Source organism: Paenibacillus stellifer, assembly GCF_000758685.1.
Classification (GTDB): domain Bacteria; phylum Bacillota; class Bacilli; order Paenibacillales; family Paenibacillaceae; genus Paenibacillus_AQ; species Paenibacillus_AQ stellifer.
Window position 1 is genome coordinate 4570405 of record NZ_CP009286.1, and the last position, 23852, is coordinate 4594256.

At 49.0% G+C, this 23852-nt stretch carries 22 protein-coding genes and 4 pseudogenes; 14 read left to right on the top strand and 12 right to left on the bottom strand.

The features are described 5' to 3' along the window. Positions 1-115 precede the first annotated feature (115 nt). Complete coding sequence (locus PSTEL_RS20990; RefSeq protein WP_038698365.1) at positions 116-1045, top strand: GNAT family N-acetyltransferase; 930 nt, start codon at positions 116-118, stop codon at positions 1043-1045. Here PSTEL_RS20990 and PSTEL_RS20995 read toward each other — a convergent pair. Continuing rightward, positions 1042-1608: a TetR/AcrR family transcriptional regulator gene (locus PSTEL_RS20995; RefSeq protein WP_038698367.1), complete on the bottom strand. Its 567-nt coding sequence runs from the start codon at positions 1606-1608 to the stop codon at positions 1042-1044. The two genes, PSTEL_RS20990 and PSTEL_RS20995, sit on opposite strands and share 4 nt — an antisense overlap. 176 nt (positions 1609-1784) lie before the next feature. Here PSTEL_RS20995 and PSTEL_RS21000 point away from each other — a divergent pair, with 176 nt between their 5' ends. Continuing rightward, positions 1785-2522, top strand: a complete 738-nt coding sequence (locus tag PSTEL_RS21000; protein WP_038698369.1) for an SDR family oxidoreductase — start codon at positions 1785-1787, stop codon at positions 2520-2522. 197 nt (positions 2523-2719) lie between these two features. On the opposite strand, the gene PSTEL_RS28760 is transcribed toward PSTEL_RS21000, so the two are convergent. Continuing rightward, the gene (locus PSTEL_RS28760; protein WP_342666583.1) at positions 2720-2923 is read right to left on the bottom strand and encodes an HAD family hydrolase; all 204 of its coding nucleotides are present in this window, start codon (positions 2921-2923) and stop codon (positions 2720-2722) included. Between the two features lie 116 nt (positions 2924-3039). Between PSTEL_RS28760 and PSTEL_RS21005 the strand changes: the two genes are divergently transcribed. From PSTEL_RS21005 to PSTEL_RS21015, 3 genes are all read left to right on the top strand, one after another. Then, the gene (locus PSTEL_RS21005) at positions 3040-3744 is read left to right on the top strand and encodes an AlkZ-related protein (protein WP_038698371.1); all 705 of its coding nucleotides are present in this window, start codon (positions 3040-3042) and stop codon (positions 3742-3744) included. Between the two features lie 24 nt (positions 3745-3768). Continuing rightward, a complete protein-coding gene (locus tag PSTEL_RS21010) occupies positions 3769-4137 on the top strand; it encodes a VOC family protein (protein ID WP_218917561.1) in 369 nt (122 codons plus the stop codon). 115 nt (positions 4138-4252) lie between these two features. Then, positions 4253-4831 carry a nitroreductase family protein gene (locus PSTEL_RS21015; protein ID WP_052098763.1) on the top strand — a complete coding sequence of 193 codons (579 nt, stop codon included), beginning with the start codon at positions 4253-4255 and terminating at the stop codon, positions 4829-4831. Positions 4832-5016: 185 nt separating this feature from the next. Here the strand turns inward: PSTEL_RS21015 and PSTEL_RS21020 are convergent, their stop codons facing one another. Together PSTEL_RS21020 and yidC are read right to left on the bottom strand one after the other, a co-directional pair. Next, a complete protein-coding gene (locus PSTEL_RS21020) occupies positions 5017-5394 on the bottom strand; it encodes a hypothetical protein (protein WP_038698375.1) in 378 nt (125 codons plus the stop codon). Positions 5395-5713: 319 nt separating this feature from the next. Further along, positions 5714-6565, bottom strand: coding sequence for a membrane protein insertase YidC (gene yidC, locus PSTEL_RS21025; RefSeq protein WP_052099312.1), 852 nt, complete (start codon positions 6563-6565; stop codon positions 5714-5716). 600 nt (positions 6566-7165) lie between these two features. On the opposite strand from yidC, the gene PSTEL_RS21030 reads away from it, so the two are divergent. From PSTEL_RS21030 to PSTEL_RS21040, 3 genes and pseudogenes are all read left to right on the top strand, one after another. After that, positions 7166-7636, top strand: a complete 471-nt coding sequence (locus PSTEL_RS21030; protein ID WP_038698377.1) for a pyridoxamine 5'-phosphate oxidase family protein — start codon at positions 7166-7168, stop codon at positions 7634-7636. 304 nt (positions 7637-7940) lie between these two features. Further along, positions 7941-8888 carry a helix-turn-helix domain-containing protein gene (locus PSTEL_RS21035; RefSeq protein ID WP_052098764.1) on the top strand — a complete coding sequence of 316 codons (948 nt, stop codon included), beginning with the start codon at positions 7941-7943 and terminating at the stop codon, positions 8886-8888. Positions 8889-8922: 34 nt separating this feature from the next. After that, positions 8923-9798: pseudogene (locus PSTEL_RS21040) on the top strand (aldo/keto reductase); the annotation flags it as partial. Positions 9799-9974: 176 nt separating this feature from the next. Here the strand turns inward: PSTEL_RS21040 and PSTEL_RS21045 are convergent. Beyond that, positions 9975-10883: a LysR family transcriptional regulator gene (locus tag PSTEL_RS21045; protein WP_342666522.1), complete on the bottom strand. Its 909-nt coding sequence runs from the start codon at positions 10881-10883 to the stop codon at positions 9975-9977. A gap of 95 nt (positions 10884-10978) precedes the next feature. Between PSTEL_RS21045 and PSTEL_RS28625 the strand changes: the two are divergent. Then, positions 10979-11077 (top strand): annotated as a pseudogene (locus tag PSTEL_RS28625) (3-ketoacyl-ACP reductase); the annotation flags it as partial. Here the strand turns inward: PSTEL_RS28625 and PSTEL_RS29000 are convergent. Next, positions 11074-12050, bottom strand: a pseudogene (locus PSTEL_RS29000) (IS110 family RNA-guided transposase); the annotation flags it as partial. The pseudogenes PSTEL_RS28625 and PSTEL_RS29000 overlap by 4 nt on opposite strands. 406 nt (positions 12051-12456) lie before the next feature. Between PSTEL_RS29000 and PSTEL_RS21055 the strand changes: the two are divergent. Then, positions 12457-13476, top strand: coding sequence for an alpha/beta fold hydrolase (locus PSTEL_RS21055; RefSeq protein ID WP_084065235.1), 1020 nt, complete (start codon positions 12457-12459; stop codon positions 13474-13476). A 1207-nt stretch (positions 13477-14683) separates the two neighbouring features. On the opposite strand, the gene PSTEL_RS21065 is transcribed toward PSTEL_RS21055, so the two are convergent. Further along, positions 14684-15952: an amidohydrolase family protein gene (locus PSTEL_RS21065; RefSeq protein ID WP_425415242.1), complete on the bottom strand. Its 1269-nt coding sequence runs from the start codon at positions 15950-15952 to the stop codon at positions 14684-14686. Between the two features lie 182 nt (positions 15953-16134). Here PSTEL_RS21065 and PSTEL_RS21070 point away from each other — a divergent pair, with 182 nt between their 5' ends. The 3 genes from PSTEL_RS21070 (at position 16135) to PSTEL_RS21080 (ending at position 17989) form a co-directional block, all read left to right on the top strand. After that, the gene (locus tag PSTEL_RS21070) at positions 16135-16566 is read left to right on the top strand and encodes a MarR family winged helix-turn-helix transcriptional regulator (protein WP_038698385.1); all 432 of its coding nucleotides are present in this window, start codon (positions 16135-16137) and stop codon (positions 16564-16566) included. Between the two features lie 39 nt (positions 16567-16605). After that, positions 16606-17040 carry a YvaD family protein gene (locus tag PSTEL_RS21075; protein WP_052098777.1) on the top strand — a complete coding sequence of 145 codons (435 nt, stop codon included), beginning with the start codon at positions 16606-16608 and terminating at the stop codon, positions 17038-17040. A 229-nt stretch (positions 17041-17269) separates the two neighbouring features. Continuing rightward, entirely contained in the window at positions 17270-17989 is a 720-nt protein-coding gene (locus PSTEL_RS21080) for an SAM-dependent methyltransferase (protein ID WP_052098780.1), read from the top strand. 566 nt (positions 17990-18555) lie between these two features. Here the strand turns inward: PSTEL_RS21080 and PSTEL_RS21085 are convergent. Together PSTEL_RS21085 and PSTEL_RS21090 are read right to left on the bottom strand one after the other, a co-directional pair. After that, the gene (locus PSTEL_RS21085; protein ID WP_038698387.1) at positions 18556-19020 is read right to left on the bottom strand and encodes a DUF8821 family protein; all 465 of its coding nucleotides are present in this window, start codon (positions 19018-19020) and stop codon (positions 18556-18558) included. Between the two features lie 27 nt (positions 19021-19047). Continuing rightward, positions 19048-19533, bottom strand: a complete 486-nt coding sequence (locus PSTEL_RS21090; protein WP_038701418.1) for a GyrI-like domain-containing protein — start codon at positions 19531-19533, stop codon at positions 19048-19050. 104 nt (positions 19534-19637) lie between these two features. On the opposite strand from PSTEL_RS21090, the gene PSTEL_RS21095 reads away from it, so the two are divergent. Then, positions 19638-20612: a helix-turn-helix transcriptional regulator gene (locus PSTEL_RS21095; protein WP_038698389.1), complete on the top strand. Its 975-nt coding sequence runs from the start codon at positions 19638-19640 to the stop codon at positions 20610-20612. Between the two features lie 106 nt (positions 20613-20718). Here PSTEL_RS21095 and PSTEL_RS21100 read toward each other — a convergent pair. The 3 genes and pseudogenes from PSTEL_RS21100 to PSTEL_RS21110 all read right to left on the bottom strand — a co-directional run bounded on the left by PSTEL_RS21100 (position 20719) and on the right by PSTEL_RS21110 (position 23709). Beyond that, positions 20719-21656 (bottom strand): annotated as a pseudogene (locus tag PSTEL_RS21100) (iron-hydroxamate ABC transporter substrate-binding protein). Positions 21657-21686: 30 nt separating this feature from the next. After that, entirely contained in the window at positions 21687-22706 is a 1020-nt protein-coding gene (locus tag PSTEL_RS21105) for a FecCD family ABC transporter permease (protein WP_052098782.1), read from the bottom strand. Between the two features lies 1 nt (position 22707). Then, complete coding sequence (locus PSTEL_RS21110) at positions 22708-23709, bottom strand: FecCD family ABC transporter permease (protein WP_038698391.1); 1002 nt, start codon at positions 23707-23709, stop codon at positions 22708-22710. Positions 23710-23852 lie beyond the last annotated feature (143 nt).

A 23852-nucleotide genomic window follows, 5' to 3' on the forward strand; every position in this document is an offset into this window, starting at 1 on the left:
TTGTGCCTTGAATCACATATGCCGAGTCTATATTTTTAAACTATAACCGCTAGTGAGGTCATGAAACATACCTGCCCCATTGGCGTTTGAATGCCCAGGAAAGGAACTTGAGGCTATGAAAATCCAGAATCGAGCATTTGATGACAGAAAATTTGATTTCGATCGTCTGTGGCAGTTTTTGGTTGATGATTATGCGGTAAGGCAAGAACGGTTCATTTGGACAATAGGGCGATTAGGCGGTTGGAAATTTGGGATCTGGAACGAGGAAAAGTACTTTCCCAGCTTTATGAGGAAAAATGCACAACTCTGGCTTAACAACTTCGACGAATTAATTGGCTTTGTGATATCCGAGAAAGGCGATAGTTACTTCAATGTTTTTGCAAGGAGAGGGTACGAGTTCCTCTATTCCGAAATGCTTCAATGGGCGATAACCAATTGGAACGACCGGAACGGGGCGTTAAGCACGGATGCACATGAAGACCATCATCTGTTGATGCAGGAGCTGGAGAAGGCAGGTTTTCGAAAAAAAGGGGTATCAGCCATAACCGGACAGTATCATTTGAGGGAGAAAGCGGCGGAAGGTATCGTGCTCCGTGAAGAGTATTCGGTTCAGGATATGCTGGCGAACCCGGACCTCCGAGGAAAGGCAACGCTAGGAATAAATGCCTGGAGCAACGGAACTCGAACAGAAGCGCTAAACAAACTGGATTTGCTGCAGTACGAGTATAACAGAGAAAGCCCGTGTTTTTCTCCCGGGTTTGATCTGTCGGTTGTGGATCAGGAGGGACGGCATCTATCTTCCTGTGTTGCCTTTGTCGATTACAAGAATAACTATGCCGAAATCGAAAAAGTCTGCACTCATACGGAATATAGAAGAAAGGGCCTGGCAGAGGCTGTTATCCGGAAGTGCTTCCATCGCTTGCATCAAAAAGGAATTGAATACGCTTATTTAACCGGCTTTGGTCCGGAAGCCCAAAACCTCTACAACAAGCTGGGCCCAGCCCAAAGTGTAAACTTGTTCAGCTACGTCTTAGGAGAGAACTAGTTTTGATTTTTTTCAAATAATTTCCTAACCTGATCGGCCATAAAATCCGTGGAATGCGGCATTTGATTACGAACCCACCACTCGACTACCCCGATAAAAGCAGACGTCATGAATTGGGCATTGATCTCATTCTCGACATCAGACTTATTGCCCTGCTTATTCAATTTATCCATAAGACTGACGGAGATAAATTGCTGCAGCCGGTCCCGGAATACAAAAGTCCTTTGATTCGAGAACATGGAAGAAAAGAACGGAAAGTGGTCTCGCAAATAATCAAAAAACGGTTTTGGCTCATGTATGAGCTCTTGATTAACTTCATCGGCATCCCCTCTCTTGCACAGCGAAATTAGTTCATTAATACGTTCTTCAATGCATTTGTCCAAGAGATCATATTTGTCCATGTAGTGTAGATAAATGGTACCACGGTTAACATTGGCGCGTTCCGCAATATCGTTAATCGTAATGGCTTCGAAATCTTTTTCCTCGAACAGCTCCAAAAAGGACTTCGTAATGGATTGCTTTGTGCGGAGAATGCGGCGGTCGGTTTTTACGGCATGTTCCATTGCATTCGTTACCTCCTTAAGATCATCAACAATTCCCGGTGTACTGTTGGATATCCAACATATACGCATCACTTAACCATTGAATATTCGGGTCTACTATCTATAATTTTAATCAACGGACGTCCGATATTCAACGCGTGTTATATATTTGATGGTTAGCAAAGGAGCAGTAACTCATGGAACATATTCAGAACAAAGTGGTTATTATTACAGGAGCCTCCAGCGGCATAGGAGAAGCAACCGCGAAGCTGCTGGCTCAAAATGGCGCGAAGGTCGTATTGGCTGCCAGAAGAGAAGAACGTCTGCAAGCAATCGTTGATGAAATCAGACAGGGGGGCGGTAACGCTTTTTCAGTAAAAGCGGATGTTGTTTCTGCTGAGGACATGAAGAATTTGGCTAAATTCACCTTGAATACGCATGGCCGAATCGATGTATTAATCAACAATGCAGGCATCATGCCGAATTCCAAGCTGTCTGAGCTAAGAGTTGAAGAATGGGATCAAATGATCGATGTGAATATCAAAGGCGTTCTATATGGCATTGCAGCAGTATTGCCAACGATGCGGGAGCAGAAATCCGGCCATATCATCAGCTTATCTTCTACAGCCGGTTATCATGTGGCTCCGGCGTCAGCCGTCTACTCGGCTACCAAGTTCGCCGTAAGAGCTATTTCGGAAGGGCTGCGCCTGGAAGAGTCCCCGACTTCGCACATACGGTCTACCGTGATAGCTCCAGGGCTGACTACAACCGAATTGCTCGATCGCATTACGAGCCCGGAAGTGCAGGCAATGGCCAGTCAAATTAAGGATATGGGCATTTCTCCTTACAGTATTGCTAGAGCCATTACTTTTGCCATAAATGAACCTGATGACACTCTGGTTAGTGAAATTATGGTTAGGCCGACCGTGCTTTGAACATTGGCATTACAAAAATGCCCGCTTATTGAAATAGCGCAGCCCGATGGGCTGCGTTTTTCGCTCAGCTTGTCGAACAGGCTGTCAAATTTCATCAAAGCTTCCAAAACGATTGTACAATCCAGCCTTAACAGCAAAGAACTTGAAAATAGTTTCGCCCGCAAAGACGATTCTATTCTTTGCAAATTGAATCATTATCAGCAATTGATTGCACCCACAAACCTCTCAATTGCAACAGCAACACCATCGTTATCATTTGAATCGGTTATGTGGGTTGCGCAATTTTTCAATTCAATTATCGCGTTCTCCATTGCGATCGGAAATCCGCACATTTGGAATAGTCCTAAATCATTAAAGTCATCCCTGAATACCTGTTGGCTAATCTCATTTGGGATACTAATGTGCCGCTGAGTTTGCTACATCAGATCCACTTTTTATATGTTGAATTTAGATCATTTAGTATATGATGATTCATAGATGATAGAATGTATTCGTTTTCAAAGGAGGTTTCTGCGAATTGACGCGTGTTACGTATCACGATTTTGTGGAGAGGGTGACGGAGCTTGGTTTCCTGTTTCCTCCGGACAAGACCCTGAAAGGGTTCCCGACCATTAACGATTTTGTACCGGAGAGCCAATGGTGGACCAATGATCCTGAACTCGACCCCTGGCTCTGGAAAGACCGGGTAGCAGAGGAGAAGAAGCTGGCGTACGGCACCTTTTTTAATGGGAAAAAGGGATTCATCGCTCAGCCGTTTTATTCGATATTCATAGACGCCTTTCGGCCGCAGTCAAGCATGGAGGAACGATGGCAATCCGGCAAGCTGGGAGCGTATGAGCGGAAATTCTGGAACCTGCTGACGAGCGAGAATCGTCCTATCGGCACCCACGAATACCGCAAAATGCTCGATAATGAGGACAAATCCGCCAAAAGCGCCTTGGATACAGCAGTAGTCCAACTGCAAATGACCTTCGATGTGACCATTGCCGGCAATGTAGACATGCTGGACAAGAACGGCAATCCATACAATAAAGCCGTGGCTTTCGATACAGTGGAGAACTGGGTGCCCAAGGAATGGCTGTCCATGAATCCGCGTATGAATCACCAGGAAGCATTGGAGAAGCTTTACACCCGGACAGAGCGGATCGGTCAGAGTGTAGACATGAAGCAAATCAAAAAAATGTTCGCCAAATCGCTCAAAGCCTATCAGCGTTTCGGCTGACAGACCTAAGGGAGGATGCACAGCGTGATTGATGTTGGTCTATTTGTGGGGAATATGGAAAAGATGGTAGCCTTCTACTGCGACATTTTGAACTTTGAAACCGATTGGGACGGCGGCCTGTTTGCGACTTTCAAGAAGGACAGGGATCAACTGTTTATGTTTGATCGCAAGCATTTTGCCGAGTCCATAGGCGAGACCTATGTTCCACCGAGCGGCATCAACCTGACCATGGAAATGTACATGCGTTTTGCCACGACTGAGGTGGATCAGGAATACGAGCGGCTGAAAGCGCTGAATGTGAGAATCATTGAAGAGTTATCTACCAAGCCATGGGGGCAGCGGAACTTCTTCATTGCGGACCCGGAGGGAAACATTATTGAAATTGGCGATTAGTCCTCCTCTGAATCAAGACCTCAACGCTTTCTTGCTAAGAATAATATAATGCTCCCATAGGTTGAGACACGGGAGCGTGATAGCATCCGCGTCAAATGAAGTTCTTACAGCGATCATGAATCATCGCTCGATCCGCAAGTTCAAGGACGAGAAGCTGGCGCCGTTCCAAATCGAAACCATCGTTCCTGCCGCGCAGATGGCTTCGTCCTCCCGTTTCATGCAAGCCTACTCGATCATCGGCCTTACCAATCCGGCCTTGAAGCGTGAACTGCGCGAGATCACGAAGACACCGTATATCGAAGAGAATGGACATCTGTTCATTTTCTGCGCAGACCTGAAACGATTCACGGTTATGGGCAATGAACAAGAACAGAGGGACATGCGGACGATGCTGGAGAGCTCCACCGTATACCAGACAGCTGTCATCGACGCATCGCTTGCCGCACAGAACGCCGTTCTGGCCGCAGAATCACTCGGTCTTGGCGCCGTCATTATGGGGTCGGTCAACAAGGACATTCGACGGCTTGACCAGATGCTTGCTCTGCCTGAGTATGTCGTTCCGCTCTTTGGTATCGCCGTCGGCGTACCCGACCAGCAGCCCGAGATTAAGCCTCGGCTTCCGTCTACCAGACCCGCAGCGAGAATAACCGCGACGCCGGCTGGTCACGGAGTCACATCGACTTGCTCAAATTGAAAATGCCGCTCGGCAGCATGACGGAATACTTACACGGAAAGGGCTTAAACGTCATCTGAACGAGGGGGCAGCGGCGATTTCGCTCTACTTAAGATACGGTTCACCGTGATGGTTGATGGCTCAAAAAAGAAGGTGCGAAAAGGCCAGTTCATCACTGGACGCTTGTCGCACCTTCGCTCTGTTGCCTAAATTAACTCGTTGAAATGTCCCTCCGAGTTCACCGTGGCCGTCCGGGGATCAGCCAGACCGATGCCCTTAAAGCCTCCCTTCCACTCATTCCGCAAGAGCGGGGGCTGGTCTTTCGGGGAAGCTGATACAAAATCAACGGAAGCGCTGCTCCCGACTTTCTGCGCGAGTTTGACCTCTAACAGTCGGATTTGTCTCTGCAGCTGCTCTCGGCGGTAAGAACTCTGCGTCTCGCCGTCCTGCGCCGCATTTACCTTGTCCAGCTCCATGATCAGCCGGTCTCGCTGCTTCTCCAGGGAACTGACATCGCTCTGTGTGCCGCCGTAAGCCATAATTGCCTGTACCGAGCTGACTCTTGATAATGTATATTCCGCCATAATCTGTACCTCCCCACTCTTGGCTTCCGCTCCAAATGCAGTCTATTCAAAAGTTCTATTCACAGTTATTACCCGGCCGTCCCCGCCATGACAACATCCTAACCGAATATCAGAAATAATCGTTTTTCGTCCAAGGCACATCTCCAACAGCCGCCTGGCTGCGGACCAAGCCTAACGAAACGGCGAATACTGTTAAACTTGCCGCTACTTATGATAAGGCTCCCCGCGCTGTCTGTAACGGCAAGTTAAAGGGCCATCCTTTGCAGGAATGGCCCTTTCATTTTACTCATTATTAGTATTGTTTTATGACTGGTTCAACTTATAAATCTTCTACACCAGTGGGTAGGTTTTTACTCGCTATATTTGGTTTCGTGTACATTTTATTGAGTATGATCGTTTGTACGATAATGAATATACCGCCAACCGCCCAATACAATGGTAACGCGGCGGGCATCATAAAAGAAAACACACCCATCATGATCGGTGACAACAATCCGATGAAAGCCATTTGGTTATTTTGGTTATTTTGATTTTGCTGATACTGCGCTGAAACGGATTGAGACACGCGGAATTGAACGTAATACACCGCAGCGGCAATAAGCGGCAAAATCATATCTGTTTTCCCCAAGCTAAACCACAGAAAATCGTGAGCTGCAATCTCTGGGGTACGACGAATGGCATAGTAAAATGCGAGGGTGATCGGCCATTGGATAAGCATCGGTAAACACCCCATGTTTAAGGGATTAAATTGATGCTTCTGGTAGAGCTGCATCATCTCGACTTGCTGTTGTTTTTTTGCATCCGCACTGACGTCGTTCTTATACTTCTCCTTAAGTGCAGTTAACTCCGGCTGGAGGACGGCCATCTTTTCTTTCATGTCCATTTGTTTCTTGGCTTGAATCATCATGAGCGGCATGATCGCGAGTCTGATGATGAAAGTCATCATCACGATTGATAATCCGTAATCTCCGTGAAGTGCATTCGCGAAGAATTTGATCAAGATCGAAAATGGATAAATAAAATAGTGGTTAAATATCCCTGGTGAGTCGGCATTAATCGAGATTGATTGGGATGCTGTCGAACACCCGCTAAGCACAATGATCGGAATAACCCCAATCAACATGACGAGAATGGGCTTCGCCCATTTTTGGAGCAAAAAAATCTTTTTCATCGTGGTCCTCCCTAATTGAAAGTATGGAATATCAATGTAGGGAAGGACCATTGTCGTCATCATCAGGCGCTTCTCTTCGTCTGACGGTACGTACTATCCACCGCTGAATGCTGCTCTGTTGCGACAGTCTGACAGCCACAAACCAAGTTGAACCGGCTGCAGCAATTTCATGATCCCAGTGTATCTCTTGTAAAGAAAAATAAGTGTATGGAAGTATCACTATGGAAGAGATGAGAGCGATCGTGAATGCCAATTGAACCAAGTCATAAAAATGCTCCAGTCAAGTTCACCTCCGAATGAGCCATATTGGGAAGATTTGAATAATGGTTATACGTTAGAGAGACTTTATGGTTTCTAACCTGCCTGTTAGCTTACACATATATACAAATCCATGCCCCGCAAGGAATTCCGCAAAAAACAACTTTCCTTTGTTAGGGTTCTCCAAGCTGTCTATTTTAAGACTCTATCAGTTGAACCATACCTAAGTCGAACAGAGGATTATGATAGCGTTTTAATATTGTATTATTCTTCACATGCACTAAAATTTTACAATGGTAAGCTTAATCATGTATGCCTTATGACTCTTTAGGAGGTAATATAATGAGCAAGTACGACGAAGCCATGAAGCTGCTGCAAGAACAAGTGGGTAACAAGGACGGCCTGATCTCTCTGTCCACCATCGCGCTGGAACCAGGGGCCGATGGCAAAAGCCGTCCCGCCGCCCGCATTGTGGACGCCTATTATGAGGACGGCGCGTTCTACACCGTCACTTACGCGACCACAGGCAAGATGCAGCAGATCGCCCAAAACCCCGAAGTCGCCGTTTGTATCATCGTCGAAAACTTTACGGCCGATGGTATCGGTGAAAACCTGGGCTGGGTATGTGACGAGAAAAACGCGGAGATGATGACAAAGCTGCGCACCATATTCGCCGAGTGGTATTACGAAGCCAATAACGACGAAGACCCTAACACATGCCTGCTGCGCATTCGCCTGACAAAGGGCCTGTGGAATGACGCCCATAAAGGGATCAGAAATGAGATTGATTTTGTCAATAAGACGGCAAATTAAGTGGTCTATGTGATTCGTCTTAATGGATTAATGTGAAGTAGACATTTGATAACAGACAATATTAGCTCAAAGGGAGTGTCCGCACACTCCTTTTTTTCGCCGTTACTTATGGTACGGTTCTCCGTATATCGCAAAGGCGAATATTTTCAAATAGAGTTGTAGGAGCTAAATGAACAAGTCGTTTGAGCTTTTCAGCAAAGTATTCTCGCCGGTTTCCAGTTATACTAAAATATAAGTGTAGGTCCGGTTTCTAATTATTCTACAGGTAAGCGCAGACTGGCATAGCCGAATGGGTGATAATGAAATGGAAGCTAGAGCAATCGCAGGTACAAGTAAGGGGGAGACGCCTATGACTATGAGATCAAGCAAAATGGTCAAGGTGCCTCATGAACTGGTAAAGTCTCCGAATAAAAAAGGGAGCTTGAAGCTGGATGGGATGTCCGTTATTGAATTTTGTTTTTACACGCAAGGCATAAAAGGAACCTTTTTTTTGCAGGATCATCTTCTGCTAATCGTCAAATCGGGTGTCTACACAGTTCGCTTCGGTGATCAAGAATATACGATGCGGAGCAACGAAATGATGTTTATTCATAAATCAATTGGAGTCCAGTACGAGAAATCGGGTGAACCCGATTCCAATTACATCCTCGACTATATGATGTTTTTCCTGAACGAGAAGGTAGTACATGAATTCCTCAAATTCGCCGGTTTAAAACCAATTTATCTCACTAATGATGTTGTTCCGATAACAGTCTTTCCGATCAGTGACCGCATTGGAAGCTATATTGAGTCGTTAAAACCCTATTTCGAAAACCCTGACGAAGTCAAAGAAGGACTGGTGCGTGTGAAGCTGATCGAATTGCTGTTTCACATAGCAGATTCGAATGATCGTTTTTTGCATCAAATGAGGCAACCTGTAAGCAAGGACAGAGACAGCATCGCAAAGATCATGGAGGAGAACTTCTTGAATCCCGTTTCCCTTAACGACCTGGCCTATTTGTCCGGCCGAAGCCTGGCGACGTTCAAAAGGGATTTTCAAACAATATACAACACCCCCCCGCTCAAATGGGTTCGCAATCGGAGGCTGGATAAAGCCAAGGAACTGTTAACGGAATCGGCGCTATCTGTTACGGATGTCTGTTTTTCGACCGGATTCGAAAATATCGCTCACTTTTCCAAAGTATTCAAGAAAAGATTCGGACTCCCACCGTCGGAGTTTAGACAGCATCTGAGGTTGAAAGAGAAGGTCTAAGGGGGCTAAAGTTGCTTCATGGGGGACCGGTCAAGGCGGCGGAGATGCTATTTTTGGGAATTCTCTTACCGCGGAAGATTTAAAGCCGGTTTTTGATTCGGCGATGGAAGCCGGACTCCATTTATGGGACACTGCGACTGTGTACGGAATGGGGGCTTCCGAAATCATTCTGGGCGAGCTTGCAAAAGGCCGCGACGATGTGTTGCTCTCAACGAAATTCACTCCGCAACTTGGCGGGCCTGTTGAAGACCGCCTGAACAGTAGCCTGAGCCAGCTCGGCGCAGACCATACGTATCTATATTGGATCCATAATCCTCTTGATGTAAAAACATGGACCCCAGAGCTGATTCCGCTCATGAAAAGCGGAAAAGTAAAATATGCAGGCGTCTCCAACCACAATCTGGAGGAAATCAAACTAGCGCAAAGTATTCTGGCTGAAGAAGGGCTGAAAATCTCTGCTGTACAAAATCATTACAGCTTACTGTACCGTTCGTCCGAAGAAGCCGGAATTATTGATTACTGCAACGAAAACAACATTGTGTTTTTCTCCTATATGGTGTTGGAACAAGGCGCATTAACCGACAAATACAATGCGAAAAATCCTCTTCCAAGCGGCACCAGAAGAGGAGAGGCGTTTAATGAAGACGTGCTTGCGAAACTGGGAGGCTTGATCCATGTTATGAATGAAATCGGCACTAAGCACAATGCGGCTTCTGCACAAGTTGCAATCGCTTGGGCCATTGCGAAAGGAACCGTTCCGATTATCGGTGTTACGAGAATCACCCAAGTTGCTGATGCTGTAAAAGCCGCTGAAATCACGCTGACAGCACAGGAAATCCATGATCTTGAAGCAGCGGCGAAAGAGACAGGAATCGTAATCAAAGGTGAATGGGAAAAACCGATGCATTAATCACTATAATCGTCTTTTTGGATTACTGAACCGTTTCTCGGAAATTACCGCGAAACGGTTTTTTAGTATCCGCAGAAAAACTGATGAACCAAATAAACAAATTATTTCTGATCTGGAACGAACAAGATTAGCGTAGTTGTGGATATATACAGAATGGAGAGTGGACTTGCTTCTTTTCACCTGTATTCTGTCAATAATTCGTTTTTTAGATAATGGTACAATGCACGGCTCGCTGGAAGCATCGGAAGCTTATCAGTTTGATATAGAAAGCCAGTTGTCATATTAATTGAGTGCGATCCCATTTCGCGTACCACTGCACCTGGTATCGGTGACTCAGTCATTATCCTAGGAACTAACGCAATGCCAATTCCGTGCTCAACGTAACTCGTTAGGGCTGTCATACTTGTGATTTCGAGTGTGTTTAGCGTGTTTAATGGTATGTTCCACTCTTGGGCAACCACTTCAAGTTTCTTGCGGTACGGGCAATTCTTGGCTGTGATAAGTAGTCGTTGTCCGACGAAATCCTCAGGTGAAATGGTGGATTGTTCGCTGAGGGGATTATGCTCCGGCAGTAATACCACAAACCCTTCTTGGAATAACGGTTCAAAGAATAAACTGGTACCCATTTCAGGAGTGGAACAAAGTGCAATGTCAATCTCCCCTGTATGTAGCAAGTTGTTAAGTATGGGGGTGTTGGCGATATGTACGCTCACATGCACTTTGGGATGGGTGTTTAAGAATTTACCAAGAATTGCTGGAAATCGAAAGCTCGCGGACGGCTCCGTGACACCAATGCGTACACTTCCGGATTCCGCTTGGGCCACCTCTATCATTGTCAACTTCAGTTGGTCGATCCGTTTCATAATATCAATGCTCTGTTCATAAAACACTCTGCCTGCCTCAGTCAAACCAACGGATTTTTGAGTCCTGTCAAACAACTGCACACCTACCTCTGCTTCCAGCCTCTGTATCTGCATTGAGACAGTGGATTGGGCGTAGTTCATCTCCTCAGCCGCCCGGTGAAAACTCCCTGAGCTCAGAATCCTGTGGAATGTTTTCAGTGATTTTAGGTCCATGGTCACCATCCTGTGTTCAACTTAATTGAACTCTATTATCAACAAGTTCAATTATACAGATACACGAATGAAGTGTACAATATCTTTTGAGAGAGGATGAAGATATGAACTTCGAGGTGAAGGTGGCGCTCATTACAGGATGCGGCACGGGCATTGGCAGCGCAACCATAATAGCACTCGCGAAGCGTGGTGCTGTCGTGGCTTCGAAGGCGCCGGACTGATGCTTTCGCCATGTAAGGCCGGCATACTTGGCCACGGCGGCCTGATCCTTGAACCGTTCGATGTCGCCGAGTTCCCCGAGCAGGCCGGCGGCGTAGACCTTGCCGATGCCGGGTGCGCGCCCGGGATGCCGTCCAGAATGCGTTCAATGGCCTTGTCCAGATCCTTGAGTTGCTTCTGGATGCTGCGAATGGACTCGATGGACGTGCCGAGCACAAGGTCAATGGAATCTTCCACGACCTTCGATAACCGGTAGGAGGCGCGGGCGGCTTGCTGGATGCAGCGAGCCACACGTTCAGGGTCGGGGAAGCGATTCCGCCCCTTGTCCCGCAGATAGTCAGCCAGGTCGGTAACATTCATCTCGGCAATGTCATCGAGGCTGAACTTCTCCGAGAGCATTTCCATGTGGGCGTGGCCGAATACTGAACTGTCCACTTCGGTGGTGAAGGCATTGCACTTGTAGAACAGGTTCTGCAAGAAGCATTGCTTCTCCCGGGCGAGGTTGTGTACCAGGTGGAACCGCATGCGCGTAAGGCGCTGGAGCGCGATATACTGCTCCTGCATGACGAGGGTGGTCGTCAGGCGGCCGAAGTGAAGGCGATCCGCAATGACCCAGGCATCCAGACGGTCGGTCTTGTCCATGTCGGCGTAAGCTTCGCGGAACTTGCAGATGAGCTTGGGGTTCAGCGTAAACACCTTGGTCTTGCGCTCACGAAGTGCCGGGTCCTGGTGGAAATACATGGCCGGGTGCCAACTGTAGACGGAAGTAGCCTCAAGGCCGATGTGAATCTCAGATACGGCAAGCTTGTCCGCTGCGACAACGATACGGTCGCGAAGGTGAGAAGCGCCGTGAAGGTTATTGGGGACGGTGAACGATTCGAAGTTGTCTCCGTCCGAGTTCATGAAACACGCTTCGAGCTCTTGGGAGCTCACGTCAATTCCGACAAAAAGCTTCAAGGGAAAATCCTCCTTTCCTTTAGGGATTCAGGGAATGGACGCTCCGGGATGCCTCCGGTGCACGCGCCCAACCTCACCCTCGCGTATGAGAACACGCTTCGGTCCATGAGCTGCCCTGGGTCTGCTAAAGCCAGGCATGGGCTGCCGAAGGGAACAGCCAGCGGGTAAGAAGTTCGGACACGTACCGGAGAAACAGACTTAAGGAGTAGACGAGGCTACGGGAGGCGCAAGAATATCCCCGAATGAACCCTAAGATTCATTGTCCAGAAGCACGCCGGAAAGTCCAGTCCCTGATTCGATGTTCAAGGAGCAAGTGACTGGTAAATCTTCGAGTGGCCGTTAGTCCCCTCGGGGACTGGAAATTAGCTTATACAAGGCTTTTGAAAATACTATACGAGGAGGTACAATGATGAGCAGTCTGAACCATGCTTCACAATACTATACTTCTATGTCCACCGTACCGAATTTAGCAAAGGAGTGGGCCGATAGAGGGCAATACACTACTTGGACTTCTACAGTGCCTGAAAATGCTCGTTTTGGGTCTCTCGATGTGTTTACAATTTGCGCAGGCAACATAGACAATCCTGCCATTCTCTTCATTCATGGTTATCCCACAAGCAGTTTTGACTTTCGGGAGTTGTTCGAGGAATTGAGTCAGGATTATTACGTCTGTGCGATTGATACACCTGGTTACGGGTTTTCTTCGAAGCCTCGAGACGGATATGTATACTCCATCCACGATGACGCACGTTTAGTGGATCACGTCGTTCGAGAAGTGTTAAAGCTCGATAAGTTTGCCCTGTTCACTCATGATAAAGGAGACACCGTGGGCTTTGCCTTGCTGGCACTGTATCAGAAATACAGTAAATGTCCATATCAGATTACTCATCATTTCATCACCAATGGCAATGTCTATCTGCCACTGGCGCAACTCACGCAGCTTCAAAAACAGCTACTCGATCCGGTGTCCGGCCCGGCCCTGTCCTCCAATCTCAACGGCACGATTTTGGCGCAAGCTCTTGCAACGTTGACGTATTCGAAAACCTTGTCTTCTGACGAAATCGCGTCACTCGCTTCCATCTTTGATTATCAGGACGGAGCCAATGTTCAACACGATGTCATTCAATATCTCAATCAGCGTTCACAATTCGAAGTAGGCTGGCTTGAGACGTTGCATAAAAGCGATGTGCCGACCACAATCATTTGGGGGGAACAGGATCAAATTTCACCGATTCGTGTTCCTGATTATGTCTGGACGACATATCTGAAATCTAGGAACCACGTTTCGACGTACTGGCGGTTACCTCAAGCAAATCATTATCTCCAGAATGATGCGCCCCGAGTTGTGGCTTCCATTGTGAACAGCGAGTTGAGGTCAGCCAATGATCTTGATCTCCGCAACGAAGAGGCATATAGGGTCTTTTGACGGTGAGGGCATTGATGTCCAAGCACCCATAGATCAGCATCTGTATTAGCAGAATATCGTTTGTGTTGCAATACGCGATCTAGCGCCGTCAATCGATTCATGCCCTCCCAAGTGCCTACAACATATCTGTTTTGGCCATTTTAAGGACGGAGATCAACCAACTGAGTAAAGCGATAACGAGAAGGATAATCGACTTCGCCGACATTAAAAGTGTACACCGAGCTCCTACTGAGATCGACGCGCTCAAGCTTCCGATTGCCGGTCTGGCGAATAATGCGGGTATTATGCCGATGAAGGGTGGCCAGAGCAAACAGAGGTGGGACCTCGCTTTCGCGACAAATCACTTTGGGCCGTTCGTGTTCACGGAGGCACTTATTCTACATCTGCGAGGGGTGGGCGCTATATCTCCGCTGAGGCAAGCGCATGAGACGAATGGGAACCCGGCGGTTCTTCGAAGCCGGGTTATGACGCATATCCTCGAAGCAGTGCAATCTCGCGACGGTTTTCGCGTTCTCACATGAGATACCGCGTCTGCGATTCAACGCCGTCGAGCCGGGTTTCAACCCCGGCACCGGTCTTAGTCGCGACACAAATGCCATTCTTCAGTTTATCGCGAAGTATGTGATGTCTCCACTAGCCCCTTTAATCAAGTACTGGAGCACCCCGAAGCGAGACACTTGCGTTATTAGCAAGGTCCTAACCGACACGTCTGATGCGACTGGAGTGTACTACGATGGGAATGGGAAACCCATGCTTGCCTCGGCACAGGTACGTGATATGCGGTTCAGCGAACGAGTCATAGACGAAACTCGAAAGCTGCTCGCCACAGTCCAAATGGGTTAAAATATTCGCATGCTAGTTGAGAGAAGGCCGCCGATCCATTCGGCAGCCTTTGCCAGTTAGCGCAATCCTCATATCAATTTTAACACAGTATCGCTTACAGCCCGCACAACCTAGCCTGCGCATGGATCTTCCCCAAAGGCAGTCTCGCCGGCAAGTTTCCCCACCCCGTGCGTGAACAAGATCAGAAATTTCGCCTCACTTGTGACACGGTTCCCCGCATCACTCTAACGCGAAATAATAAAGGCATCCCCGCAGGATGCCCCAGACAACACACAAAGCCCTGGTTATCCCAGAGCCTTGTCCATTTCAGTGAAGCCTAAGCCTCAGCTTGTGCACCCGGGAATTACGCCATCAAGCTCTTCCCCTACTTTCTAATACCACGCTGCCATACTGCACGGATCGATAGCGTATCCGAGATATGGGCTGTCGGGTCGCCGTCCACCAACACCAGGTCCGCCCTGGCCCCTTCCACGATACGTCCGCGGTCATCCAGGCTAAAGCGGCGGGCCGTCTTCGAAGTCGCTGACTGAAGGGCCTCTACAGGCGTGAACCCGGCTTCCACCAATAGCTGCATCTCATGATGCACGCTGGCGCCATGGGCAAGCCCTCCAAGGGATGGAACCGGCACGGACACATCCGTTCCCACCAGAATGTCTACGCCTGCACGGTGAAGGTCCATCACATTCCGATAGTTGTCTTCCAAGCTGCCCTGCGGGTAGGTATTGAAGCTGGCATTCAAGGTATCCATCCATTCCGGACTGAGCTTGGAGCTCACACGCGGATCTTGTGCCAGCTCCGAAGCAGGATTTCCGATAATCGAGGAATTCAGGACGAGACATGGCGTGACAAAAGCGCCGGCGTCCGCAATCTTGTTCACCAGGTCCGCAGTGGCCTCCGGTCGGTCGATGAATAAATGCGCAAGTCCGTCGACCCCGACTTCGATCGCTTGTCTGGAGGATTCGGCAGTCAATACATGGGCTATCGCCAGCTTGTGATGCCGATGCGCTTCCTCGACGGCTGCTCTCAGAATCTCTTGACCGAAGACAGGCAGGCCGGGGGCAGCCAACACAGTCCCTTCCTCGATCATAATCTTGATATAATCGGCGCCCTGGCTGACTTGCTCTTTAACGAATGCCTTGGCTTCATCGGGGTTCGCAAGCGCAGGCGCTTCTCCATGATCATGCGCATGAGCAGCCATCAAGGCATTGCGATCTTCCTCGCTCATCTTCTCCAGTTCCTTCAACACGAACTCTGGAATTTCTCCGTCACCGGGCATGAGTTCATCGGGGTGCCCTCCGGGAGGCGTGACCCCCATTCCGGCGGAACGCACATCGGCAATATCCTCGATTCCTTGCAGCTGTGCCTCGCGCCCGCTTTTCGTGAAACCGCCCATCATTTCCAGTTCGGTCGTAACGCCGAATTTCAGCGCGTCGCGCAAGCCTTCTACGTATGTGTGAACATGAGCGTCGATCAGACCCGGCAGCAAAGTCCCACCTTTTGCATCGATAATCGTTGCATGCTCAGGAATTTCACCGCCAATCGATACGATCTGATCGCCTTCGATCACAACCGTTGAGGCCCCGATTACTTGTTCCCCGTCAAAAATCCGTGCATTGATAATTGCTGTAATCATTGTGTTTTCCTCCTCTGAAGGTTTCATTCGCCTTTATAGATCGAAATATAACAGTTAGAATTCTAATTGTCAACATACAAACTGAATGCTCCCTAATAATATGCATTTGACAATTAGGCGTGGGAACATTAAGATTTCCATATAGTTAGAATTCTAAGTATAGAAAGGGAATCGGAAGCACGATGACAACATTTAATTCGTATACCCCATACTCGGATTCGATCCGCGCCATCGGAATGAAGATCCAAAACATGGCCAACAACCGATTGTCGGAGCTGGGACTGAATGCTCAGCAGGGACAGATGATGGGCTACATTTTTGAGCATCAGGACAAGGGTGTGATCCAGAAGGATTTGGCCGATCATTTCGGCCGCAAGGGGGCCACCATCACCAGCATGCTTCAAGGGTTGGAGAAGAAGGGCTATATCAAACGGGTAATTCCGAAAGAGAACGAGCGGCAGAAAAATATATACTTGTTGAAAAAAGGAACCGATCTCGTCGAAGAATTCAAAGACATCTTCCTGGGAGTAGAAAAAAGCATTACCCAAGGCCTTACCGAAGCAGAAAGCAAAACCTTCATGAAATTGTTAATCAAAGTAAAAGAGACCATGTAGCCAGCAATTCGGCTGCGAAAATGAAGCTGGGAGGGTAAGATGAGGCTGCTAAAACCTTTTTTTCTAGTCACTGATATCGGGTTCATCCTCTATTGGATTGTAACCTTTTTTCACATCATCCCCGATTCGATGGCCTTCAAAGATTATCACGACCCGATTATGGTCAATTGGAACTGGTCCTTTTTTCCGCTGGATATTATGATTTCGATTACCGGTTTGAGCAGTTTGTATTTATTCAAACGAAACCGTCCCTCTTGGCGGCCCTGTGCCCTGATCTCGCTTGTCCTCACCTTCTGTTCGGGCCTTCAAGCCATTGCCTTTTGGACATTCGCGATGGATTTCGATATATTCTGGTGGAGCTTCAACTTATATTTAATGATCTACCCTTTGTTTTTTATCAAAAAAGTATCGATGAGCCGGGCACCAGAACAACTGACCCCTGATCAGCAAGCTTCCCTTCGAAGGGGTCTTTAAGCCTTGAAGCAGGTGACCGTAAGGATATTCGTTCTCTTCGAAAAGGTTTGACCCCACACATACCGAGTATTACAATTAATTACATCTAACGGAAAGGATGTGCCATATGAAGAGCATTGTGCGAGTAAGAAAGGTGAGTTTTAACTAACCCTGTAAAGGGCATGAACGAGATAGGGTCTACCCTATGCCCTTTTTTGACCTTTGCAGGGACAAAAAGGGAGAATAAATAATGAGAACATATCGTTTCAAAGAAAAATACGGCAGCCTGATCAACGAACTTATTCAAGATTTTGAAGAACAAACGAACAGTAAATATATTATGGGCCCGGATGCCCTTTGCCTGCTCGAGTTACTGTGCGACAAGATGAAGCTTGCACCTGGTATGCGGGTTCTGGATATGGGTTGCGGAACAGGCTTCACCTCGATTATTCTGGCCAAGGAATATGGAGTCACGGTATTCGCTAATGACCTCTGGTTTCGTGCAACCGATAACTACAAGCGCTTTCTTAAAGCAGGAGTCCAAGATCTTGTGGTTCCAATCCAAGCCGAGGCTCATAGCTTGCCTTATGCCAGTGAATTTTTCGATGCCGCGATCAGTATTGATGCGTATCATTATTTCGGGACCGATGAGTGTTACTTCAACAACCATTACGCGAGATTAGTCAAGCAAGGCGGTCAGTTTGGGATTGTCAGCCCTGCGCTGACGCGGGAATTTACGGGAGGCTTGCCGGAGGAGCTGGTTCCGCTATGGGAACCGGATATGTATACCTGGCACAGTGCCGATTGGTGGAGAATGATGTGGCAAAAAACAAACCTTGTGGACGTTACATGCTCGGAGGATATACCGAACGGCAAGGCGTTGTGGAGAGCGACCGCTGATTTCGAGCTTCACGATGCCGACACCGAGAATTACTTAACCCTCATGCTCATGACTGCGGTAAAAAGATAGTTTTTTCTTGGCAGATGGTGCTGTCCCAAAAGCCTCTTTAGAGTAAACCAGTGAGCAGCGCACGAAGCAGAAATAAACAAAAGGGACGAAGCGGAAGACTTTCCGGCTTTGTCCCTTTTGTGTTTGACTAAGTTAAAAAGAAGTCTGTTCCTACATCATCTACGATGATTTCAGGGACAGCCCTCTTACTCTATGCATTTGCTGTTCTTTTATTGATCTTTTCCATCATCTTCTCAAGCGAAGAAGAGACTTCCTCATAAGCTAAATCCTTTTGTTTTAACTGCTTCGGTTACATCTCCATTAATTGAAACGTAAACTTTTCTTGCCATTTAGATCACCCCTTCTAAAACCGAAACTGCTGTATAAAAAAGCTCACCATTTTTATTCAGATCGAAGTTTCTCAAAGCTGGTATTTCTTGTTTGAGTATAGGATGACTGTGATGCTGAGCTTAAAAAGATTTTGGTCTTTGGCAAGATTGACACCTCTTCATCGTTACGCTCTTACCAAATTATACAATAAATATTCCAAAAATCCTTGGTATCGCGATGTTCAACTATCGTTGCCCTTAATATTCTCCCTTAATTACAAAGAACGAACCTCGAATGGTTCCGGCCAGCTTGGACTTCTGTCTGGCGAACTTAAACTTGTCTTCCAGTTCCTTTGGTATCTCCATCCCCTCGGAAAGCTTAAAGCCAACAGCCCGCTTCTTAGGATCATCAACCGTATACAGAACATTGACTTCTAGTCCGTCCTCAAAAAAGACGAAGGCCCAATTGATATTTTCCACTTGAAAACGCGATGTTTCCAAAGGCTTGGCTGCAAACTCAATATTACGTTCTTCTTTCAAAATCCGGTACACATAATCAAGGGTCTCCTGGCTTTCACCGGCCGGTTCAACCGTAAATTCATGCTTGTATTTGTTCATGAAGTAACGGGCTTCATTGGCGCGCAAACCGGCAAGCGTATCTGCTACAGGCGAAGACTCTAGACCCACTGTAGACACATTTTTAAAATCAACGATATAGGACATATCCATCCCTCCATGATCTCACTATCCCTATTTCCTAACAACAGGAATCCACATTTCACCAACAAGCAAGCCGTTTCTCTGTCCCATCACAACCGATGCATTGGGCCCGCCAACATAGGCGAAATTTTGGGCTTCCGGCAAGACTTGACCAAAGGCAATACCGGCAAGCTTGTTATTCAATTCATCAGCCGTCTTCCCTTCCCCTTTAACAACCAGGTATTCCCCATTAGGAAATTGGATAACCCTGGACCCTTCTGATGCCGGTACCGATGCCTCTGTCATGACCCCAGCATAATGCATCATCTTGTTATTCACCGCTTCGTTCACGGCAAAAACATAGACATTTGTGGCTAAAGCCTTTAAAGCATCAAGTCTGCCATCTTCACTGACTGCCTGCCAGAAGTCTGACTTCTCCTTATTAATTCCAGCGTAGTCTGTGTAATCGCTCTTAAGCTCAGTTCCAAGACCAAAAACGGTGAAGCCGGCTTTTTCCTCCAGTACATAATCTGCCATCTTCATAACCTTCCTTCTTATTCATTTAGTGATTTGTCTACTTCACTTGATAGGTATATGATAACCTTAAATCATGTCAAAAAATGATACGGTTAGGAGTCCCGATGAAAAAAGTTGAACGGATCAATACGATCATGCGGTATATCAACAATCGGTCCCAATTCACCATTTCCGAAATCATGCGGGAGTTCCATATTTCCCGTTCGACAGCTATTAGAGATATCCGGGAGATTGAGGCCCTGGGGATGCCGCTTGTCGCCGAAGTTGGAAGGGATGGTGGATATTTTGTCATGCACAACTCTCTCCTGCCTGGCGTGCGTTTTACCGATAATGAGGTCAAAGCTCTTTTTATTGCCTTTATGGCGACAAGAAATGCGGAGCTCCCCTATTTAAAAAGCCGCCAGTCTTTAGCTGAAAAATTACTCGGCCTCATCTCCAACAACCAGCAGGATGACCTTGTTCTTCTGAATCAAATCCTGCTGTTTGAAGGAACCACCCCGCATAATCCCGACCTGCTTGAGCTTTCAGACCTTCCCCACCCTATGTTGGAAAAGCTCATTCAAAACCTTCTGATGGATCGCTATTTATGGATTGCCATCGAAGAAGAGAAGGTCATCAAACCCTATACAATCTATCTCTTGAACCTGTATCGCGAGAAGAGCCTTTGGCTCATTGAAGGCTTTGACTTGAAGGAAGAGAAAAAGAAGGTTTTTCCTGTGGACCAGCTCACCGATGTCAAACCCTACCCGGCGAAAAACAGATTAGCTCAGAAAAAGATTTTAGAAAAATTAAGCCAGCGGGAAGAAGAAATCAACCTTGTCATGGAACTCGGTCCCACCGCAATTGCACAGTACAAAAAATACCATCCTTTACGAGCTTCAATTTCCTATATGAACCCTTTCCAAACCACAGCCATTCTAAAGATTTTTGTCCATGTGAACAAGCCCGAAGAATTGACCGAAATAACGAATTGGCTGTTGTTCCTGGGTGAAGATATCAAGGTCAGGGAAGCGCCAGCAGAAGTCTTGGAAGGTGTACAAGAGAGAGCAGATTCTCTTAAAGAACAGTTGAGCAGATAACAACAGCTACCACTCATACACTAATAGAGCGAGCTCGAAGGGGCTGTTGTTCACAAGCCGCCTCCACTCTCAGGGGAGTCAAAGCATTGTTGGAAGGTATACCGCCCTACTTGGAAAAAAGCTGCGCCGCATCATCCAGCGCCATCCGCTGCCCGATCGCGGAATAATCGAGCCAGGCCGGTCCGTTGACCAGATAGACATGGTTGTTCTGTACGGCCTTCAGGTTTTTCCAGATGGCGCTTTTCTGAAGCTCCTCGAAATTCCCCTTGGCAGCAGTCCCGGTGCTGATAATTACGAAGATCGCATCGGCGTTGAAGTCTGGAAGCATCTCCTGCGAGATGACGGCGTAAGGCTCATCCGCAATCTTCTCGACTCCATCCGCCGGCTTCAGCCCCAAATCCTGATACAGCAGCGGACCTACCGGACGCTTCATTCCCATGACCCGCAGCTCTTTGGGCGTCGAACGGATCGCCATCACCTTCGCATCCTGCCCGAGCTTGCTCTTGATCAGCTCTCCGACCTCTTTGGCTTTGACTTCATACTCGTCGATAAAAGCCTTCGCTTCATCCTGCTTGCCCACATACTCCGCCAGGCGGTTCAGATGATCTCTCCAGGTCCCTTCGTCCATGTCGATCGAATACGTGGGTGCGATCTTCTCCAGCTGAGGGATCGTGTCACCTCCGAGCGAGGAGTCGGTATAGATGACATCGGGCTTCAGCGCGAGCACCGCCTCCAGATCCGGATCGCTGATTACGCCAAGCTTGTCGTGCCTTCAAGACGGTCGGCCACATGAGGCAGGAAGCCCTTGACGTCGCCCCCGATAACGGAGCCGGCAGGCTTCAGTCCCAGCGCCAGCAAATTATTCGTCACGTGGATTGACATGGAGGCGATTTTGGCGCCATCGGCAGGTGGAGAAGCGGCGGCCGATGCCGCCGGAGAGGCAGTTCCCTCTGCCGCGGTTCCGTTTGAATTCCCCCCGGTTCCACAGGCTGCAAGCCACAGGGCCGCCGAGACGGCAAGCGTCAGCAGCAGCGTATATCTCAATTTGGTTCTCATCATTCATACTCCTTCATTCTAGGATTTCGTTCTTAACAGCAAATATAGAAAGTACGGGCCGCTGATCGCTGCCACCACAACCCCTGCCGGAATCGCATTGGGCTGAAAAAGAGAGCGTCCGATCGTGTCCGCCCCAACCAGCACGATAAGCCCTGTCAGCGCGGCAACCGGAAGAGAATGCCGGTGCTGCGGTCCCGCCAGCCTTCTGGCGATGTGGGGAGACACCAGTCCGATGAAGCCGATGCCGCCCGCCATCGAGGTGCTGGCGCAGGACAAGGCCACCGCCGCAGCCAGCAGCACAAGACGGCTGCGGAAGGCGCTGCTGCCAAGGCCTGCCGCCGTCTCATCACCCAGCGCGAACAGATCGAGCGTCCGCGAGCGGTAGTACACGAGCGGCACAAGCACAGCGATCCAGGGCAGGAGCGCCCAGACGCCGAACCAGTCTCTTCCCCATATGCTTCCCGCAAGCCAGCGGGCTGCGAACGCATAAGTGTCTTCATCCAGCTTCAGCGACAAATACAGCGTCACCGCGCTGACTCCCGCCTCCACGGCGATGCCGACGAGAATGAGGCGGATCGGCGGCAGGCCTCTGTACCGGTCGTACGCCAGAAGCACGATCAGCAGCGCGACCAACGTTCCGCCCGCAAAAGTGAACAGCGGAAGCATCAACGACACGGGGCCCTTCAAGGAATGGAAGAACGAGACGAAGATGACCAGGCCAAAGGCCGCGCCGGCGTTCAAACCGAGAATGCCGGGGTCAGCCAGCGCGTTGCGGGATACGCCCTGAAGGACGGCTCCGGCAACGCCCAGCCCGATTCCCGCCAGGGCGGAAATCAGAATACGGGGAAGCCGGTATTCAAACAGAATCAGACGCTGATCGGCAGTGCCGGACCCTGTCAGCGTCCGCAGCACCTCGCCGGGCGACAGCCGGATAGAGCCGGTATTCAGGCTGATCAGGATGACCGCGCAGGCCAGCAGTATAAAAGCGAGAGACAGGACAAGCATCCTCCGGTTCCTCGCAGGAGCTCTCGTCTCCATGCTAGAGCTCCCTCCCTTCCTTGCGTGCCAGGTACAGAAAGAAAGGAACGCCGATTATGGCTACCATTGCCCCGATGGCGAATTCTCTGGGGGGATTGACGGTTCGTGCCGCCAGATCGGCGAGAACGAGCAGGATCGCCCCCAGCAGCGCGGACAGCGGCAGCATCTTGGCGAAGGTGACGCCGACAAGCCTGCGGGCGATATGGGGCACGACCAGCCCCACGAAGGCGATGGAGCCGGCCGCCGATACCGCGGCTCCCGCAAGAATAACGGCCGCTCCCATGCCGAGCAGCCGGACCCGGCCTGTACGGATTCCGAGTCCGGCTGCTGACTCCTCCCCAAGCGACATGAGCGTAATGGAGCGGCTCATGAGCAGTGTCAGCAGGAGCGCGGGCACAATGACAGGCGCCAGCAGTCTGAGCTGGCTCCAGCCGATCCCCGCCACGCCTCCTGCGTACCAGAAGGCCAGGTCCTGATTCAGCGCATAATAAATGGCGATTCCGGCGGTAACGGAATGGAGCATGGCTGAAATGACCGCGCCCGCAATGGTCAGCCGCAGCGAGGCAAGCCCTCCCGGAGTCAGCGAGGCGAGGCCTGTAATAGCCAGCGTGCTGAGAGCCGCGCCGAGGAACGACAGCATCATTAATTGTATGTATGGCAGCCCTGGCCAGAAAGCGAAGCTGAGAGCCACCGCCATAGCCGCACCGGCGTTGATTCCGAGCACACCGGAGTCCGCGAGAGGATTGCGGGTGACGGCCTGCATGATCGCTCCCGCCGCGCCGAAGGCCATACCGGACAAGGCGGCTCCAAGCACCCGCGGCAGCCGCAAATCATGAATAATCTGATGGGAGGTCAGACGGTCGTCGTAGGCAAATACCGCCGTCCACACCGTCCGGAGACTGAGCTCTTTCGCTCCGTATGAAGCGGCGAACCCGATTGAGAGGAGCAGAACCGCTGCCGCTAAGACGAACCAACAGGCGGCGGCCCACCGTTTATGCTGCACATTGCCACTTCCTTTGAAAGCTGATGAAAAACAAGAAATATGAAAATGAGAATCAGTTTCATTTGCTGTTAGTATAATAGTATATGGGACCTGACTTGTCCAGCCCCCGGGTATCATTGCCTGCGGTTCCCTTACGCCGGACA